Annotated in this window: 11 protein-coding genes; all 11 read right to left on the reverse strand. The window is 38.9% G+C overall.

All coding sequences use genetic code 11. The features are described from left to right. Window positions 1–105: 105 nt before the first annotated feature. The gene (locus tag GR929_RS13060; RefSeq protein WP_159520509.1) at window positions 106–1,548 is read right to left on the reverse strand and encodes a sulfatase; all 1,443 of its coding nucleotides are present in this window, start codon (window positions 1,546–1,548) and stop codon (window positions 106–108) included. Further along, window positions 1,535–3,037: a glycoside hydrolase family 28 protein gene (locus GR929_RS13065; protein WP_201301007.1), complete on the reverse strand. Its 1,503-nt coding sequence runs from the start codon at window positions 3,035–3,037 to the stop codon at window positions 1,535–1,537. The genes GR929_RS13060 and GR929_RS13065 overlap by 14 nt, the downstream gene beginning before the upstream one ends. A 38-nt stretch (window positions 3,038–3,075) precedes the next feature. Beyond that, complete coding sequence (locus GR929_RS13070; protein WP_159520511.1) at window positions 3,076–4,656, reverse strand: glycoside hydrolase family 28 protein; 1,581 nt, start codon at window positions 4,654–4,656, stop codon at window positions 3,076–3,078. 17 nt (window positions 4,657–4,673) lie between these two features. Further along, a complete protein-coding gene (locus tag GR929_RS13075) occupies window positions 4,674–6,926 on the reverse strand; it encodes a glycoside hydrolase family 3 N-terminal domain-containing protein (RefSeq protein ID WP_159520513.1) in 2,253 nt (750 codons plus the stop codon). 140 nt (window positions 6,927–7,066) lie between these two features. Beyond that, a complete protein-coding gene (locus GR929_RS13080) occupies window positions 7,067–8,362 on the reverse strand; it encodes an acetylxylan esterase (RefSeq protein ID WP_159520514.1) in 1,296 nt (431 codons plus the stop codon). A 2-nt stretch (window positions 8,363–8,364) separates the two neighbouring features. After that, window positions 8,365–9,327: a hypothetical protein gene (locus GR929_RS13085; RefSeq protein WP_159520515.1), complete on the reverse strand. Its 963-nt coding sequence runs from the start codon at window positions 9,325–9,327 to the stop codon at window positions 8,365–8,367. Then, window positions 9,311–10,516 carry a glycoside hydrolase family 88 protein gene (locus GR929_RS13090; protein WP_201301008.1) on the reverse strand — a complete coding sequence of 402 codons (1,206 nt, stop codon included), beginning with the start codon at window positions 10,514–10,516 and terminating at the stop codon, window positions 9,311–9,313. The genes GR929_RS13085 and GR929_RS13090 overlap by 17 nt, the downstream gene beginning before the upstream one ends. A gap of 5 nt (window positions 10,517–10,521) precedes the next feature. After that, window positions 10,522–12,207: a sulfatase-like hydrolase/transferase gene (locus tag GR929_RS13095; RefSeq protein WP_159520516.1), complete on the reverse strand. Its 1,686-nt coding sequence runs from the start codon at window positions 12,205–12,207 to the stop codon at window positions 10,522–10,524. Between the two features lie 43 nt (window positions 12,208–12,250). Then, window positions 12,251–13,771 (reverse strand): sulfatase family protein, encoded by a 1,521-nt coding sequence (locus GR929_RS13100; protein WP_159520517.1) that lies wholly within the window; start codon window positions 13,769–13,771, stop codon window positions 12,251–12,253. Between the two features lie 21 nt (window positions 13,772–13,792). Further along, window positions 13,793–15,736 (reverse strand): sulfatase family protein, encoded by a 1,944-nt coding sequence (locus GR929_RS13105; RefSeq protein WP_159520518.1) that lies wholly within the window; start codon window positions 15,734–15,736, stop codon window positions 13,793–13,795. 11 nt (window positions 15,737–15,747) lie between these two features. Next, entirely contained in the window at window positions 15,748–17,217 is a 1,470-nt protein-coding gene (locus GR929_RS13110) for a nucleoside hydrolase-like domain-containing protein (protein WP_159520519.1), read from the reverse strand. Window positions 17,218–17,244: the final 27 nt, after the last annotated feature.

Here is a 17,244-nt window from a genome sequence, read left to right on the forward strand (position 1 = left end):
ACTTTAGCAATTAAACGACTTTATATTTTGACTAATACTTTATTGTGTCAAAATAAATGACATTTTAAAGTTCCCCATGAGTATTTACAGGTATTCAATAAGCCATTAATCCATTTTTGACTTTTCAATAAAATACGCATTAAAGTTATAGCGACTATACATAGAATTGTCAGCCCAACATTTAGGAATGAATTGTTTTAATGTCTTTATTATCTCCTGGTACTCACTCTTTTTTGCCAGGTTGAACCATTCATTTGGATCAGTTACTAAATCATACAGCTCCAATGAACCATCTTCGTATTGTATCAGGCGAAATCGTTCTCCTCTTACTGCCACATTACCTTTCCCATAAAAAGAGAGGGCTGGATGTGCCCAGTCTTCATCTGCATTATTAATCAAATTTGTTAACGAATGTCCTTCTGCCTGTTGATATGGCGGTAAATTGCATAGTTCCAATAGCGTTGGATATATGTCCAGAAGTTGCACGGGCTTATCACATGTTTTCCCTCCTTCATTATTTATATCTTTAAATATTAGAATCGTTCTCGTATCCCTTTCCCATAGAGCTTGTTTGGCAAATCTGTTTTTTTCACCTAAATGGTAGCCGTGATCTGACCATAAAACCACGATAGTATTATCCTTATATCTTGACGCTTCAAGTGCCGACAGCACTTTTCCTACCTGTGCATCAACAAATGCAATACACGCCATATATGCCTGTACGGCATTTTTCCACTCACCCGACTGTATCAGCTCTTCTGTTGTTGGCATCATAGGAGCATTGGTCACCCTTTCTCCTAACTCAGGAATATCATCATAATCATCTGGGTTATATGGAGGAGTCTCGATTTGATCCAAAGGAAACATATCGAACCACTTCTGAGGAACATACCATGGCACATGAGGACGGATAAATCCTACTGCCAGGAAAAAAGGTTGCTGATATTCCTGCTGAAGTTTATTTACTGCCCACTTCGCACTCTGAAAGTCAGCCATTAAACTATCATCTTCAGGATATGCCCCCCAGTCAGTCATTGTACTACCAATTTTCCCTTCAATTTTTGATGGATCATAATTTATTCTTTTTTTAGGCATTGGTCCATACCCCGCAAACTTACCGCCATATTCATCGAAGGTATTTGCAACATCTCCATTGTGGTAAATTTTCCCAACAGCCATTGTTTTATACCCTTGTTTTTCAAAAAAGTCGGGCATAAAAACAGCATCTTTACTTACCATATTTGATTTTTTTATATCCACATCATTTATCTGCAGGTAATTTCCTGTGGTTGAAGGATACAAACCAGTCATAATGCTTGCCCTCGAAGGACCGCATATTGGAGCCTGACAATGGGCATTGGTGAACAATACGGCCTGTTGAGCCAACTTGTCGATATTAGGAGTAGGTACATTAATTGAACCATCCATACAATTCACATAGTCGTTCAAATCGTCAATTGCAATAAATAGCACATTGGGTTTATCCTGACCGAACGCACTTAATTTTATAACAATTAAAAAAGCTGTTAGTACTTTAATTATTTTCATTCTCTTTACCGGTATTTTGAAACCAATTCCCTTCCAATTGTAGATTTGTTGTGTTTTTCGAATTCAAAAATGTTTTGGTTGATTGATTAGCACGACTATTTCGGATATAAATGTCATTACTATCAGTCAACTTTATAATCGCCTCTTTTCTATGACCACTATTTGATATGAAACCATCTATGTCAATTCCGTCACCCTGATAAATGCTTAATGAATTTCCTTGTTCGTTATTAATTGTAACATCTTTAAACCTGGCATTTTTCAGGTGCGAAATATCCAATCCTGCTTTGGATGTAAAGTTTGAATTTGATAAAGAAAAACCCTCAACAGGAGCCTCAGGTAAACCTTTTATAATAATAGCATTTTCTACATTAACTGCAGTAATATTACTTAACTGAATATTCTTAAAGAAAGGAGTCTCGATGGTAACCGGCACCTTTGTTGAATCCTCTCCGCCATAATACATATCAATGGAAATTGCAGTTGTAATATTATTCATTACAATATTATCAGCCCGGTAATTTTCAACTACACCTCCCCGTCCTCGTCCTGTTTTAATTCTAATCCCCCGCAAAGTTCCATTAAATACACAATTAGAAATAGTGACATTTCGAACATCTCCAGACATTTCGCTACCGATACCAATGGCACTACGCCCATGAGCAAAAGTGCAATTACTAATAACGATATTTTCGCAAGGTTTTGCCACCCTTCTCCCGTCTTCATTATATCCCGACTTAATTGTAATACAATCATCTCCACAATCAACAAAACAATTTAATATTCTTACATTTTTAGATGATTCGGGGTTAATTCCATCGGTGTTTGGAGACTCATAAGGTTGAATTATTGATATTTTTTCAATAACAACATTTTCGCAGTAAACCGGATGAATGGTCCACGAAGGCGAATTCTTGATCGTTAATTCAGAAATTAAAACGTTGGTACAATTATATAAATTTATCATTCTTGGTCGTGGCACCTTTAACGGACTTCCGGCAGGATTATCAGGTTCTCTTTCTGTTATTCCGTTTTGTATTCGAAGATCCCGGGTTTCGTAAAACGCTTCCCACCAAGCACTTCCCTGGCCATTAAGCGTACCTCTTCCGGTAATGGTTACATTTTTTAGATCATGGCCCGTAAACAATGAGGCATATACTTTTCGTTCAATCCCTTCCCATCGGCCGTCAACTACCGGGCAGTTTTCAATATTATCGCTAAATAAGATTGTAGCTCCCGAAAAAACCTCAAAACAGATGTTACTCTTTAAAAACAATGGCCCCGATAAATAATTTCCCGGGGGCACGATAACCTTCCCCCCTCCATTGGCATTGCAGCTGTCGATAGCTGTTTGAATGGCCCAGGTGCACAAAGTAGTTCCATCGCCAACAGCGCCATAGTCTTTTATGTTATATGTGCCGTCTTGCTTTGAGAAACTCAAAAAAGGAAGACTTATAATTTGTATAAACAATAGTAACTTTCTCATCATGTATTATTTTGTATTTAAGCCATTTGGCGATTACAGTATTACCTAATATTAACCTCACCTTCAGAAACTTCTTCACCAACATCTAAATACACTTCATCATTCGAATCACCTGACAATGTTATTTTTCCCGTTCTTTCTCCCCGAATCTTTAAATGCCGTGGTGTATCGGAATTGTAGAATATCTCTACGTTGTCAATATCACTTAAAACAATTCTTTTTCTTGCATTATCTCGTGTTCTTAAATTACTGATATTTAGATTTTTTAAATACTCTCCGGCAATAATTCCATCGGTATCTGTAGACATAAACAGGTTACTAACAGATATTCCATCCACATTTTTAAGGTGAATCCCGTCAGTCGATTTAATGTTGAAATTTGAAAAACTTAAATTCCTGAAATTACTTTCCCCCAATCCGTATAAGTAAACGGGGTATTTTATGTCTGCCATTGAGATGTTTGAGAAATGAATGTTTTCGATTTTTGGTGTGCTTTTAGTTACGGGCATAAATTGAGTAGAATCTTTATCGTAATACATGGCGTTAATATGTATCGCTGCAGGAAAACCATCAAAACAATAAAGAATATTCCTGATTATAATATTATTTACCCTTATGTTTTTAATAGACCCACCGCGTTCTCTATTGGTTTTAATATGAATTCCTTTTCCTGTGTTTTCGATAATACAATTGCTAATTACCACATCTTCTACACCTGCCGACATTTCACTACCTATTGCAACGCCCGCTGCACCATGTATCATGGTACAATTACTTATCTGTATATTTTTTGAAGGTTTATAGTTTTCGCGAGCCTCAGCTCCTTTTCCCGATTTAATGGCAATACAATCATCGCCAACATCTATAACACAATTGGTAATTTTTACATTTCTACTGGATTCAGGATTAATACCATCGGTATTTGAAGATTCTTCGGGGTTTTTAATATAAACGCCGTCTACGGCAACATTTTCACAATCTACAAAATGAACGGTCCAAAATGGTGCGTTCACTATTTTTATATCCTTTATTTTAATGCGCGAACTATTTAAAAACTGGATAAAAAGAGGTCTTTGAAACCCCGACTGATCCAGGTTCGTTTTATCAGGATTGTTTTGGGCAAAAATCTTTTGCCATTTATTCGGTTCGTTTATTATTCCTTCCTTTTTATTTTTTCGAATGGCCTTAATCGCTTTTTGCCACACCTCTCCCTGACCATCGATAGTTCCCATACCAATAATTGAAACATTCTGAAGATTGTTGCCATAAATTAAAGGAGAAAAACCAATACCATTTACCCCCTGAAACCTTGTTGGAACCATAGGAAGATAATCGTCAAAATCCTCGCTGAATTTTACAATTGCCCCTGCATCAATGTGTAACGTAATATTGCTTTTTAAATGAATTGGCCCCGTGAGGTAATCGCCTGCAGGGAAATAAACCGTTCCTCCGCCTTGTGATGAGGCTTCTTCGATAGCTGCCTTAATTGCCACCGTATTTTTATACACACCATCATTTTGGGCTCCGTAGTCGAGTACATTTATAACATTTTGTGCATACCCTGTCGGTACAACAAAAAGCAAAATCATTTTAAGTAACAGGCTCAAAAGAATCTTATTCATAATTATTTATCAATTTGTCATTTTAATTCGGTTACAGCCCTCATATCGTCTACCAGTATTGTAAAGCTTCCCTTTTCCACAACCCGTTCCATATTTTGGTTCCATAATGAAAATGCTTTATATGGAATTTTAATTTCAACTGGCTTTGTTTCATTTGGTAATAATTCAACCTTATAAAACGCCGCTAATGATTTCACAGGTGTTGTAACTGAAGCATAGTCATCACTTACATAAACAAGTATAGTCTCGTTAACAGGCAGGTTGCCGCTATTAAGCACATTAAACTTAACGCTTACCGGTTGTTCATTCGTAAGTTCACGATCTACCACCAGGTTACTATAAGTAACTGTGGTATAGTGCATACCCGAACCAAATTCATATAAAAACCCGGTTGGTTCGTCGTTATACTCCCTGAAATAGGCTGCCGGCCGGTGATTATAAAACGCAGGCAGCTGACCAGAACTTAGTGGAAAGGTTACTGGCAGTTTTCCGGAAGGATTATAACGACCAAAAACAATATCGGCCAGAGCTTGTCCGCCAAACTCGCCTGGTTCCCAGGCGTAAATAATGGCACTGGCCAACTCTTTTGCTTTTTTAATGGCTCTGGGTTTACCCGAAATAATAATAACTACAACAGGTTTACCGGCATCATAAGCAGCTTGTATCAATTCATCCTGCCTGCCAAATAAATCGATATTTGCTCCATCAGAGTTTTCACCACTGGTACGAACAACCGCTGTACTACGGGTAGGATTATCTCCCAAAACCAAAAACGTAATATCAGATTCTGATGCCCGTAACCTGGTCTCTTCAATATCCTTATCAGAAATATTACTGTGGTCTCCACATGCGTAGTAATCCAAAGTAGGTTGTTCACTTTTAAAGGCATCAAAAATTGTAATCACCTGATCATCCTTTTGCCTTGCCGACCAATCTCCCAGCACGGTTTGGTTGTTGGCATTAGGACCGGTTAAGAAAATCCGCATTTGTTTTAAATTTTCTAATGGCAACACCTTGTTTTTGTTTTTCAACAACACCATCGATTTCTGTGCTGCTTCCAGTGCTATTGCCTTTGCCGTGTCTGATCGTAAGTTAACTGTAGAGGGATTTACCAATACCTGCTCAAAAAGGCCTAACCTGAACTTATGCCGTAAAATACTTTTTACAGCTTGTTCAATTCGTTTTTCAGGAATTTTGCCTTCTTCCACTTGAGCTACCAGCGTTTCAAAAAATCCAGGGCCATGCATATTGATATCAATACCGGCATTAACAGCTAATCTATTTGCGTCCTCTTGCGACGAGGCTATCTTATGTAGTGAATGAAGTCGTATCACATCCATCCAGTCACTAACTACAAATCCATTGAATCCTAATTTTTCCCGAAGTCGTGTTTTAAGTAAATATTCGTTGGCATGACATGGAACACCATTCAAATCGTGATGAGCGGCCATAATGGTAGCAACTCCCTCGTTAATAATACTTTTAAACGGAGGCAACCATATTTCATTCAGCGCTCTTTCTGACACATCCATCGGGCTAAAATTAAGACCTCGTAAAGGTTGGCTTCCTGCCACAAAGTGTTTTCCACAAGCCAGAACACTTGCTTCCAATTCGTTATTTTGATACCCTTTAACCATAGCACGTCCCATTTCGCCAACCAAAAACGGATCTTCTCCAAAGGTCTCTCCTAAGCGGCCCCATCGCGCATCGCGAGCCACATCTACATTTGGAGAAAAGGTCCAGTGATAACCGGTTTGCCTCATTTCGTTAGCTGTAATGCTTGCGATTTTTTTCACCAGTAAAGTATCAAAAGTACTCGCCATCCCAATTGGTGTAGGAAAAACGGTTGCTCCTTCATACCGGGCATGACCATGTATAGCATCTTCAGCAATAAGCAATGGAATTTTAAGTCGGGACTGTAATGCTATGTTTTGAAGATAATTAGCTTCGTCTACTCCTTTAACAAGTAAAAAGGAACCAATCTCACCCTTTTTTATCTTAACTATTACATCATTAACTCCCAGCCCCGGATAGAACTCTTTTTTATCGTGGTTCTCGATATCATCCATTTGGTCTGAACTTGTTAAGCCCTGCATGTACTTTAATCCTACATACTGGGTCATCTGACCAACTTTTTCTTCTAGTGTCATCCGGCTATAAAGGTCGTTAACACGCACCTCAACCGGAAGCCGGGGATTGAGATAGTCCTGTGAAAACGCCAGGAAAGCGTTTCCGATTAAAATGATAAAGATTATAGTTTTTCGAACCATTTATTTTCGATTTAGATTAGTGTTTATAATTCATACACTTTAAGGTTGAACAATTAAAGTTTCATAGCTCAACTCTTATATTAGTTACTTCTCCGGTATAATCTGTTTTATCAGTTCCTGGCTTTAGGCGCGTCTATGATCTACTTTTTCAAGTTTTTATAAAGCCATTCATCAACCTCTTCCCATTGTTCAGGAAAAGTCCAATGTTCTGTTTCCAGATAAATATTCAGTTCTTTTGGCGCGTTTATTATGTTATAAGCAGCAAACATAGATGTTGGCGGGCAAGTGGGATCATTATACCCCCATGAATACCATCCCGGAATTTTTATTCTTTTTGCAAAATTTACCGCATCATAATAAGGAGCTACCTTAACCCAATTGGGATGCTCTGCTTCGTTATAATTTCGGAACATATGAGGCCAACCTCCTGCCCGTCCTTGTAAATACCCGGTAAAATCGCATAGCGCCGGGTAAAAGACTGCTAAATATTTTATTCGTGAATCCAAACCAGCAGTAACCAGAGACAATCCTCCGCCCTGGCTAGCTCCATAAACGGCAATATTTTCTCCATCAAATTCGTCCATCGAAAAAATATAATCAACAGCCCGAACACACCCCAGGTAAACCCGCTTATAGTAGTAGTTATCTAAATCATCTAATTTATTAGCCCAATAGGTTTTAAGCGCTCCACTTTTTAAATTTTTATAAACCTCATCGTCCATTCTCACAGAAATGCCATGTATCCCTATTTTCAGGGTAATAAAACCATCCTCGGCTCTAAGATCCGAATCATAAGACCGCACTCCTGCTCCCGGCACTCTTAAAATTGCCGGATATTTACCAGGGGCTTTCGGTATTGACAAAACACCATAAATTCTGCTGTTTTTTATGTTGGCTATATTGAGTTCATAAACATTTATTTTTGAAGTACATAACTCCGGCAAAAGCCTAAGTTTTGCATCAATAGGTATCGCTGCCAATTCTGCTTTTGCTTGTGCCCAAAATGCATCAAAATCGGTTGGATTTTTTACTGTTGGTAAAATATTCTGAGGCTCAAAAGCAGCTCTTCCTTTGCCTTTATATATCCTGTTATTTACACTTACTGATACTTCGCACCCCAAAAAACCGGGAGTATTAATTTTCATTCCAACAATATGGGCTTGCCCGGTTTCGGATAGAATATCACCTTCTTCCATGGGAGGCATTTTCTCCAATCCGAGTGTATACTGAATTTTAACATCGGGCACCAACCGGCCATCTTGCAAAATTTGCACATCAAAATTGGCCTTTTCGCCTAATTTATAGTTCCAGTCGGTGTGGTCTGGAGTTACTATAACTTGTACTCTTGATTTCGCCGGTTGGGCATAAAGCGTGTTGATGCTTTCTATCGAAAATAGGACAACAACACATAATATCCTTATTAATTTTAGTTTCATAATTATTGTTTATCAGTACTATTCCAAACTTTGTAATCATCCCAGTACAGGCGTGTAGACTTCCCTTTGGAATTTATATAGTTTATAATTTCGCCCGAGGTATAAAGCTTAAATGGATTATGATGCGTAAGTCCATCGGGGCTGGCACATTCCGGATGATGTGTCCAGTTGTGGATATTAAAAATTTCTGTTTCTTTTTCATCAACAACAGCTACAAGTTGGAACCTTCCATGAATCTTGTCGCCTTCAACAAAATTCACTTTAAGTGCCATCCATTTACCTGTAGGTACTGCAAAATTATTTTGGGTTTCATCCCATATAACTTCTCCCGGTTTTCTGGGCTCCTGAACATAAACCTGCCCATGTATGGCAAATCTTAAAGAATCAATGCCTTTGCCTGGTTTATTTAAACCAACTGTTATACGAAACCCTGTTTCCGGTTTTTCCCATGGAGAATCGTTCCAAAACTCCATAAGTGTAAACCAGGTAAAGGCATTTGGATAGGACTTTAAAACATCCAAATCTTTAGGCAAAAACAAACGAATGGAATAGGTTAACGTCTTAAATCCTTCTCTACAATTATACATATTGGCCTGTATACGACCTTTTTTCCCGTTGAATACATTGGGCTTGTCGATTTCAAAAAGAGCGACTTTGTTTTCAGGGTCTAAAGGATCAGGAACAATCGTGGCACTGCGCATAGATTCGTCTCCATCCTGATAGTATATTTTAAATTCACAATTATTGGGGTCGCCTTCAAGATTGGTTTCCCAGTTTCCTTTTGAGGTATTTAAGCTATCTGTGCCTTTTACTTCGGCATCTTTGTTATCAATTTGAGTAATGGTAGTTCCTTTTTCAAAACCCGAACTGAAAATTAATTCATTCGATTGGCCAAAGGCAAACGGCACCAAAAACATGCACATTGCTATACAAACCAATCTGATTTTACTATTGTAGTGTTTCATCGCTATTCAGTTTTAGTAATGCCTCAAGGAAATAATAGTCGGCATAAATTAAAGGAGCGTCTATTTCCGAGTTTTTAGGAAAATGCCCAACACTGTGCTTTAAAAGAAACCCGCTATTTGTTTCAATTTCAGCTAAATATTCCGGCCCCGACAATGTGGAAAGCATTTTCGTTGCCGATTGGGCATACCATAAAGCATCTTCCTCATTTACAAAATCTTTCAACTCCAGAAGTGCGGAAGCGATAACAGCTGCCGCCGATGCATCACGTTTTGCCGCGGGAATATCCGGCGCATTAAAATCCCAATACGGTATCATATCATCAGGCATATTAGGATGGTTAAGGATATAATTGGCTATACCTTTTGCATGATTCAAATATTTCTGATCTTTTGTGAACCGATACATCATTGTAAATCCATAAAGCCCCCAACCTTGTCCTCTGGCCCATGCTGATTCATCGGCATAACCCTGAAATGTAGTTTTCTTTTCTACAGCGCCGGTAATCGTATCATATGATACTACATGATAGCTGCTAAAATCATCTCGAAAATGGTTTTGCATCGTTTTATCGGCATGAGAAATGGCAATTCTGGTGAGGGTGGAGTCGGCGAATTCTTTTCCAGCCCACATGAGCATTTCCAAATTCATCATATTGTCGATAATAACCGGGTATTGCCATTTTTTATTCCATGATGAAGAATCCCATGACCGGATACAGCCTACCACGGCATCAAAACGTGTAGCGAGAGAATAAGCAGACTCTTTAATTACATTTTTATAAGTTTCGTTACCGGTTATTCTGTAAGCATTTCCGAAGCTACAAAACATCATAAAACCAAGATCATGGGTCGTTGTGTTCGTTTTTTCCTTTTCTAAAACCGCTAAACTTCTTTCAGCCTGCAATAGTAATAGCGAGTCTTGTGTTTTCTGATAAACATAGAATAAACAACCGGGGTAAAAACCACTACACCAGTCATTTGATTTACGCGCAATTAGCTTGTTATCTTCGGCACTTCGTGGAAATTTATTATAGGGAAGTAAACCTGCCAGGTATTTGTATTGCGAGTTTGCACGCTCAAAAACAGAATCGATAATTATTCTGTCCGGAACGTCCTTTTCTTGGTTATTACACCCACAAACTACAAATAGTAATACCGTAAAGCATGTCAATATTAATGTCTTCATCATAACTATCAATTAAATCTTGCTTTCATTTCCCTTGCACTTTCAACTCTGTCGATATTCACATCTTCATACATCTCTTCCAATTTGAAAACCATGTCTTCATACAAGGAAGGTTTTTCTTCTGACAAATCATTTGTCATTTGCGGATCCGCCTCGATATCGTATAATTTATAGCTGTTGGGTTTCTGATATACCTTATCACTATAAGCATACAGCACATAGTTATTGTGCCTGATAACAACCTGTGGTGGAATCCCCTCTTTTAAAGGCTTATTCCCAACATACCTTTGGTTATATCCCTCGCCCTTCAGTTCCCAGTTCTGCCTGCGTTTTTCAAACTGCCAGTACAAAGGATTTTCACGTTCAACGGGTTTGTTGTTTAGCAGATAATCGTAAATACTTACGCCATCTGTTTTTAGATCAGAATTTAGACTGACATTAGCAAAATCACATATTGTTGGCAGCACATCGTAGTTTACATTTGGAATGTCGCACACGCGAGGAACTATTTTTTCTTTCCACGAGATCAGTCCCGGTACCCTGATACCACCTTCGTACAACTGTCTCTTTTGTCCACGTAACGGATAACTCGTTCCAAAACACCGGCCCGAGGCAGGGTTGGTTCTCCACACTTCCGGCCCGTTATCCGAAGAGAAAAAGATTATCGTATTTTCTCTTAACGCCATAGAATCCAAAGCTTCGATTAACCGGCCTATTTGATGATCGAGATAGGTTACATTTGCGTAGTACTGGTCTTTATCGGGGTCTCCGGTAGTATACATGTTATTGTATTCATCAGGGTTGGAAATAAATTCGTGAACGGCATCGTACGACAGATACAAAAAGAAGGGCGTACTTTTATCTTTAGTTTTAGATAGCCATTTCAACGCATTATCTGTAATAATTTTACTTGAAAATCCCTTAATTACACCAAGTGGGTGCCCATCTAAATCAAAGAAATCTCCCGGATTTTTTTGTGAATTTTTCTTTAGAGCTGTTGTTAAATGCGGATTTTCTTTGGTTACCATTCCATAATCAAAACCCTGCTGTTTCGGAAAAGATCCTGTTTTACCGGTCCAGGCGTCAGGGTCATTCCAATCGGCACCATTCAAATGCCATTTCCCAAAGATGGCGGTACTATAACCTTTTTCCTTTAGAAGCTCGGCTATTGTAATCTCTTTTCCACTTAAAAAAATGCGATCATTATCTTTCTCGTCGCTTATAAACAAATCAATATTAACCCTATTTGGTATTTTCCCGGTTAAAAGACCTGCCCGTGACGGGGAACATACCGAAGAGGAGGCATACTGTTGGGTAAAAACTACAGATTGCTGCGCAAGTTGGGCTAACTTTGGAGTTTTTATATGGGGGTTACTAAATTTATTCAGTCCCTGAATCTCGAAATTAACATCCCCATATCCTAAATCATCTGCCAGTATGTATATAATATTAGGTGCGGAAACTGCTTCATTATTTGATGGATTATTAAACGAATAAAAAACCGCCACTACCAGTACAATTGCCCCTGTGAAGATTAAAACAATCGATTTTTGAGCAAGCGACTTCCCCCGAACTTTAACATTCGGTTGCTGCTGATGCATCATTCCATTTCGAAATATGAAAAATAGCTGCACCTTTGCGAAGCCTGCAAATGCAAGTATTGATTGGCAAAACCTTATGATGATTGATTTCATTTTTTATTTATCTGAATAAATAATCTTAACTACTACTAACAAATTACTTTCTATGTTTTATCTCATTTAATACACCTTTCATTTCCTCCACCTTTTCTGGAAATTCACTGGCAACATTTTTAGTTTCTCCCGGATCATCATCTAAGTTGTACAGTTGTGGTGTGTTCGTTAACCCTGTTTCAACGTCTTTATTTAGCAACCAACCGGGTGTTGATTGTTCCTGAGGCTCGATATATTTCCAGCTTCCAGCCCTTAATGCCAATGTAAAGGCTTCTTCAACCATTATCTCCCTACCGTTATTGCTCTTTCCCAACCAGGCATCAATATGGTTTTCACTATCAGGCGCACACTCCTCTGAAAGTTTCCCTCCGGCTAAACTTGCCAGCGACGCAAACAGATCAACCTGATTGAGCATTGCAGAACTTTCTCCCGGTTTTATCTTTCCGGGCCAGAATACAATTGTTGGCATTCGGGTACCTGCCTCATAAATTGAATATTTAGCCCCTCTGTAAATACCTGCCGGTTTATGATCTCCGAGTAACTCTACAGCCTTGTCAGCATATCCATCATCCAGTATAGGCCCGTTATCACTGGTAAAAATCACCAAAGAGTTTTCAAGAAGCTTTGACGCTTTCAGGTGATCTATTAACGCTCCAACACACCAATCCATTTGAGCAATTGCATCGCCACGTGGCCCCATTGAAGACTTTCCTATAAACCTTTTATTTGGTGCACGAGGCACATGAATATCATGAAAAGCGAAATAGAGAAAAAAAGGATTTTCCTTATTCTCTGTAATAAAGTGTTTTGCCTTATCGGTAAGTACAAATGGAAAATTCTCATCTTTCCACAATGCCTCTTCACCGCCACTCATGTAGCCAATTCGGCTGATGCCATTAATTACTGTTTGGCTATGTTGCGGATCTGCTTTTTGTTTCAGGCTATCTGGATTTTCAAATCCTGTTGGGTACCCATCCAATTTTTCTAAATAATTAACTTCTATGGGGTTATCAGGACTCAAGCCCATTACCCGCTGATTTTCAACAAATACACAAGGTACACGATCTCCCGTAGCCGGAATTAAAAAACTATAGTCAAACCCAATTTCTTTGGGGCCAGGAGTAATTTCCTTATTCCAATCTACCTTTCCCATTCCTAAACCTAAATGCCACTTGCCAACAACAGCCGTTTTATATCCATTTTTTTGGAGCATAGAAGGTAATGTTTCACTATCGGGGTTGATTATTAAAGGAGCATCTCCGGGTAGTACTTTGGCCTTATTACGAAAAGCATAACTCCCTGTTAATAAAGAATAACGCGATGGTGTACATGTTGCAGCAGAGCAGTGTGCATCCTGATGGTTTATTCCGTTTTGAGCTAAAAAATCAATATTGGGTGTTTTCACGCCTTTAGCGCCATTAATTCCAATATCGCCAAACCCAAGATCATCGGCATAAATAATAATGATATTAGGTTTAGAAACAGCCACCTCTTCTTTCTGCGGTTTAGATGTACAGCTAAAACTAAAGATTAATAAAATCAGGTATATTTTGTATGTTTTCATTTTAATTGATTTATCAAAAGTCTATTGTCTATAATTTGTATTGTTAGGCACCAGCCCCAGGCTTCCTAAAAAATCCATACATGCTGCTTTAACATTATAGGACCGTCCTTCTTTATCGTGCGCCAGTTTTATGGTCTCTATAAAAGGCTCTTTTTCATCTATATACAAAAGATAATTCACAGCCATAAGTGCTAAATCTTCGTTATTGCTCAGGCAAAATGACTGCAATAACTGACGTGCCCTGGAATCGTGAAATTGTTGATAAGCTATAGCTGATGCAATCACAGAAACAGGAGGGTAATCATCATCCATAGCGTCCCGGATTTCTGAAGCATACTTTTCCAGTAGTTGCGCATTTTGAGAACGCAGCCCCATAGCTGCCCAATAACGAACAATCTTGTTTGTATCCTGCAAAAAAGCTATCTGCTGTTGGGCTACATTGCTGCCTACATATCCTGACAAAGAAGCCACTTTATATATTTCAGCTATAGGATACCTGGTAGTATCCAATCGGTAATTATAAGGTGCAACCGTCTTATTTACCAAGCTTAATTCGTATTCGGGTAAGAACATGATGTCTTTAGATTGTAATACCTCATCCATCAGCTGCGACTCCATTTTTCCTACTATTTCTTTATAGTTAGGGTTATTTGCCAAATTTTGCGTTTCCCAGGGATCGGCTTCCAAATCAAAAAGAAAAACAGGTGGACGTTGCGCGAAAAGGTTATTTTGAAGCCGATCTAATTTACCAGCTTTATAATCCTCACGCATTTGCTGTTTTATTTCACCAATTTCCATGTACCTGATGTACCTGAGTTCCGGCATGTAAGGCATAAAATTTCTGGAATACACATAACGACCGTCGGTTACCGTCCGAACCATATCTGGTCCATTGTCTGATCGGTCAGAAGAAATGACCAAGTGATTTGTTGGTTTTTGACGTTCGCTCCCAAAAAGAATCCTGCCTTCCATGTATTCAGGAACCTTTCCACCCGTCAGACTGATTAATGTTGGTGCCAAATCGGTAAAATCCACCAACTCATCGGTAACAACTTCTGTTCCCCAGGGAGAAAGCTCTTTATATTTTTCAGGAAACCAAACCACAAAAGGAACTCTGTAGCCATAGTTAATTCCGTTGGTTTTTCCTCTAGGCATACCCTCTCCGTGATCGGCATAGAAGAAAATTATGGTTTCGCCCAGCAGGCCATCAGCCTTTAATCGTTGAAGCAATTGTGCAATTTTTTTATCAGTCAGCTTTAAAGCATTGTAAACTCTTGCAAACTGTTTTCGCATCTCCGGACTATCATGATAAAACGGGGGCATTTCAAACTCATCATCTTTTATGATTTCGTCTTCATCTAAATTGGCTATAATGTTTCCTTTATACCATTCGTAGCTTTCTGTCATGGTACGCGATTGGTGTGACTCCGTAAAGTTGAAGACAGAAAAGAATGGCTGGCCTGTTTCCCGGTTCCACCAACCAGCTTTTCCAGAGCTTTCATTCCAGGCTTTAGCAATAAAACGCTCTTCGTCTTCAACATTATAGTCTGTTTTTTTATTGTTGGATGTGTAGTATCCAACTTCCTGCAAATACGCAGGAAACCCCTTTATAAAATCCGGCATTTGAATATCACTACGGTGATTGCCTGTACCTGTTTTGTATGTTTTAACACCTGTTATAATTGCCGTTCGGCTGGGAGAACAGACTGTGCCGGTAGAAAAAGCATTGGTAAACCGCACTCCTTCGTTTGCTAATTTATCCATAGTTGGGGTTCGCGCATCCTGGTTACCATAAACCCCCAAAAACTGTGGCGATGTATCTTCAAAGGTAATCCACAGGATGTTGGGTCTCTTTTCTTTTTCGGTACAGCCACTAATTAGCCACACCAAAGATGCCAAAATACAATATGTCTTGGCATTTCGTACTATTCCAACAAGGCAACTATAAAGCTTACTCTTTTTCATCAGTCATTTTGTTAAATAACATTTACAATTAGTCTTCTGTATGAAACAAGATTAGGCGTACCATCATCCTTAACTTCCAGAATGATGTGTATTTCTCCTTTTGGAGCCTGCTTAGGTATTTTCAATTTTGTATGGGCTTTATTTTTATTCGTTATAATGCCAAACGTGGTGGAGACTTCATGATATATCCACCAATTGAACGATAATTTATTCCCATCAGGATCTGAACTGGCACTGGCATCAATAGTAATGGCCTCTCCTGGTTTCACTCTTTTCAGAATGATTTTTTTACCGGAATCGCCATTGATTGAAGCCGCCGGATTATGGTTCGTTTTTTCAAAAGAAGACACACACCAATGCATTCGGGCTGCAAAATCATTTTGGTAAGCTTCTCTCCAGCGGGCTATTGCCCATTTTCTGCGTAATGCTCCATCTTGTTCGCCCGACCAATGATCATCTTGAGTATCAACGAAGTGATTACCCGAAAAGTGCTCAAAACGGCCACCCCATCCACCCCATTCCGGATGCCCGGGAGCACTTAACCCGTTGGTCAAAAAATAAAACCAAGATGGCGTATCTCCTTCCTTAGTTCCTTTGGTATTTCTTGAAGTATTTGGATTTTGATTGACAATTGGGTAATCTTCACCCAGCTCGCCTTTGTTTAATATCGCAGACTGTAACCATTCTTTAGAACCGAAATACTCAATACCCGATTTCACAAGCGGTAATGTGGCATAATCTCCGCCTTTACTGTCGTTTTGATACATTCCGCGAAACGACGCAGCCTTAGTATCCATCCATGAGGGGCCACTTTCTATATAAAAAACTGTAGGGAAACTTGTATAAATCCATTCACCTGTTCCGATATTAAATCCATTAGGATATTGATCGGCAATGGCATAGATTCTTATTTTTGAAATAAATATTTTTAAATCGTCTTCCGACCTGGTGTCTTTTACGTTTAGCAAGGCCTGCGCCAAATCATGCGAACCACCCCACACCACAATATTCAGTATTTCGTCGCCGCTATCTACCGTTTTAATAATATGCTCTGTTCCGGGCGTGGTCTTACCTGCTTGCAAAAAACCACTACCGGCCTTGGCTTCTCCTTCAAAAACCAAGGCTCTTAAAACCTCCGCTTTGGGATACCCCGATGCGTGTTTACTAAGCTGTTTTTGAACCCGTTGATAGTCATCAATAATCGGATCAATTAAATAGCTGTTGATTTTAAGTTCGGGCTGTCGTCTGTTACCTGCTGCTGTTACAATAATACCGGTTAACCTAAATTCGTTGGCGTAAAGCAATAAACGTCGTAAAGACTGTATATCATCAGGATCGGCACCAATATCGGTTAATACCAGCAAACGCGGTTGTTCCTCTTTTTCAACCTGTTGTGCCAAAGCACAATTTACCAACGTAATGGTTATTAAAAGAAGGCAACCATAGCTTCTGACCCTATTTAAAAGAGTTTTTTTAATCATTATTTCAAATTGTGTGCGCAACATTTA

Source organism: Sunxiuqinia indica, assembly GCF_009847015.1.
GTDB classification, from domain to species: Bacteria; Bacteroidota; Bacteroidia; order Bacteroidales; family Prolixibacteraceae; genus Sunxiuqinia; species Sunxiuqinia indica.

Bases quoted from the DNA above. Each gene is read 5' to 3' on its own strand.
- GR929_RS13090 (WP_201301008.1), bottom strand. From the start codon at position 10,516: ATGATGAAGACATTAATATTGACATGCTTTACGGTATTACTATTTGTA.
- GR929_RS13085 (WP_159520515.1), bottom strand. From the start codon at position 9,327: ATGAAACACTACAATAGTAAAATCAGATTGGTTTGTATAGCAATGTGC.
- GR929_RS13095 (WP_159520516.1), bottom strand. From the start codon at position 12,207: ATGAAATCAATCATCATAAGGTTTTGCCAATCAATACTTGCATTTGCA.
- GR929_RS13060 (WP_159520509.1), bottom strand. From the start codon at position 1,548: ATGAAAATAATTAAAGTACTAACAGCTTTTTTAATTGTTATAAAATTA.
- GR929_RS13080 (WP_159520514.1), bottom strand. From the start codon at position 8,362: ATGAAACTAAAATTAATAAGGATATTATGTGTTGTTGTCCTATTTTCG.
- GR929_RS13105 (WP_159520518.1), bottom strand. From the start codon at position 15,736: ATGAAAAAGAGTAAGCTTTATAGTTGCCTTGTTGGAATAGTACGAAAT.
- GR929_RS13065 (WP_201301007.1), bottom strand. From the start codon at position 3,037: ATGATGAGAAAGTTACTATTGTTTATACAAATTATAAGTCTTCCTTTT.
- GR929_RS13070 (WP_159520511.1), bottom strand. From the start codon at position 4,656: ATGAATAAGATTCTTTTGAGCCTGTTACTTAAAATGATTTTGCTTTTT.
- GR929_RS13100 (WP_159520517.1), bottom strand. From the start codon at position 13,771: ATGAAAACATACAAAATATACCTGATTTTATTAATCTTTAGTTTTAGC.
- GR929_RS13075 (WP_159520513.1), bottom strand. From the start codon at position 6,926: ATGGTTCGAAAAACTATAATCTTTATCATTTTAATCGGAAACGCTTTC.
- GR929_RS13110 (WP_159520519.1), bottom strand. From the start codon at position 17,217: ATGATTAAAAAAACTCTTTTAAATAGGGTCAGAAGCTATGGTTGCCTT.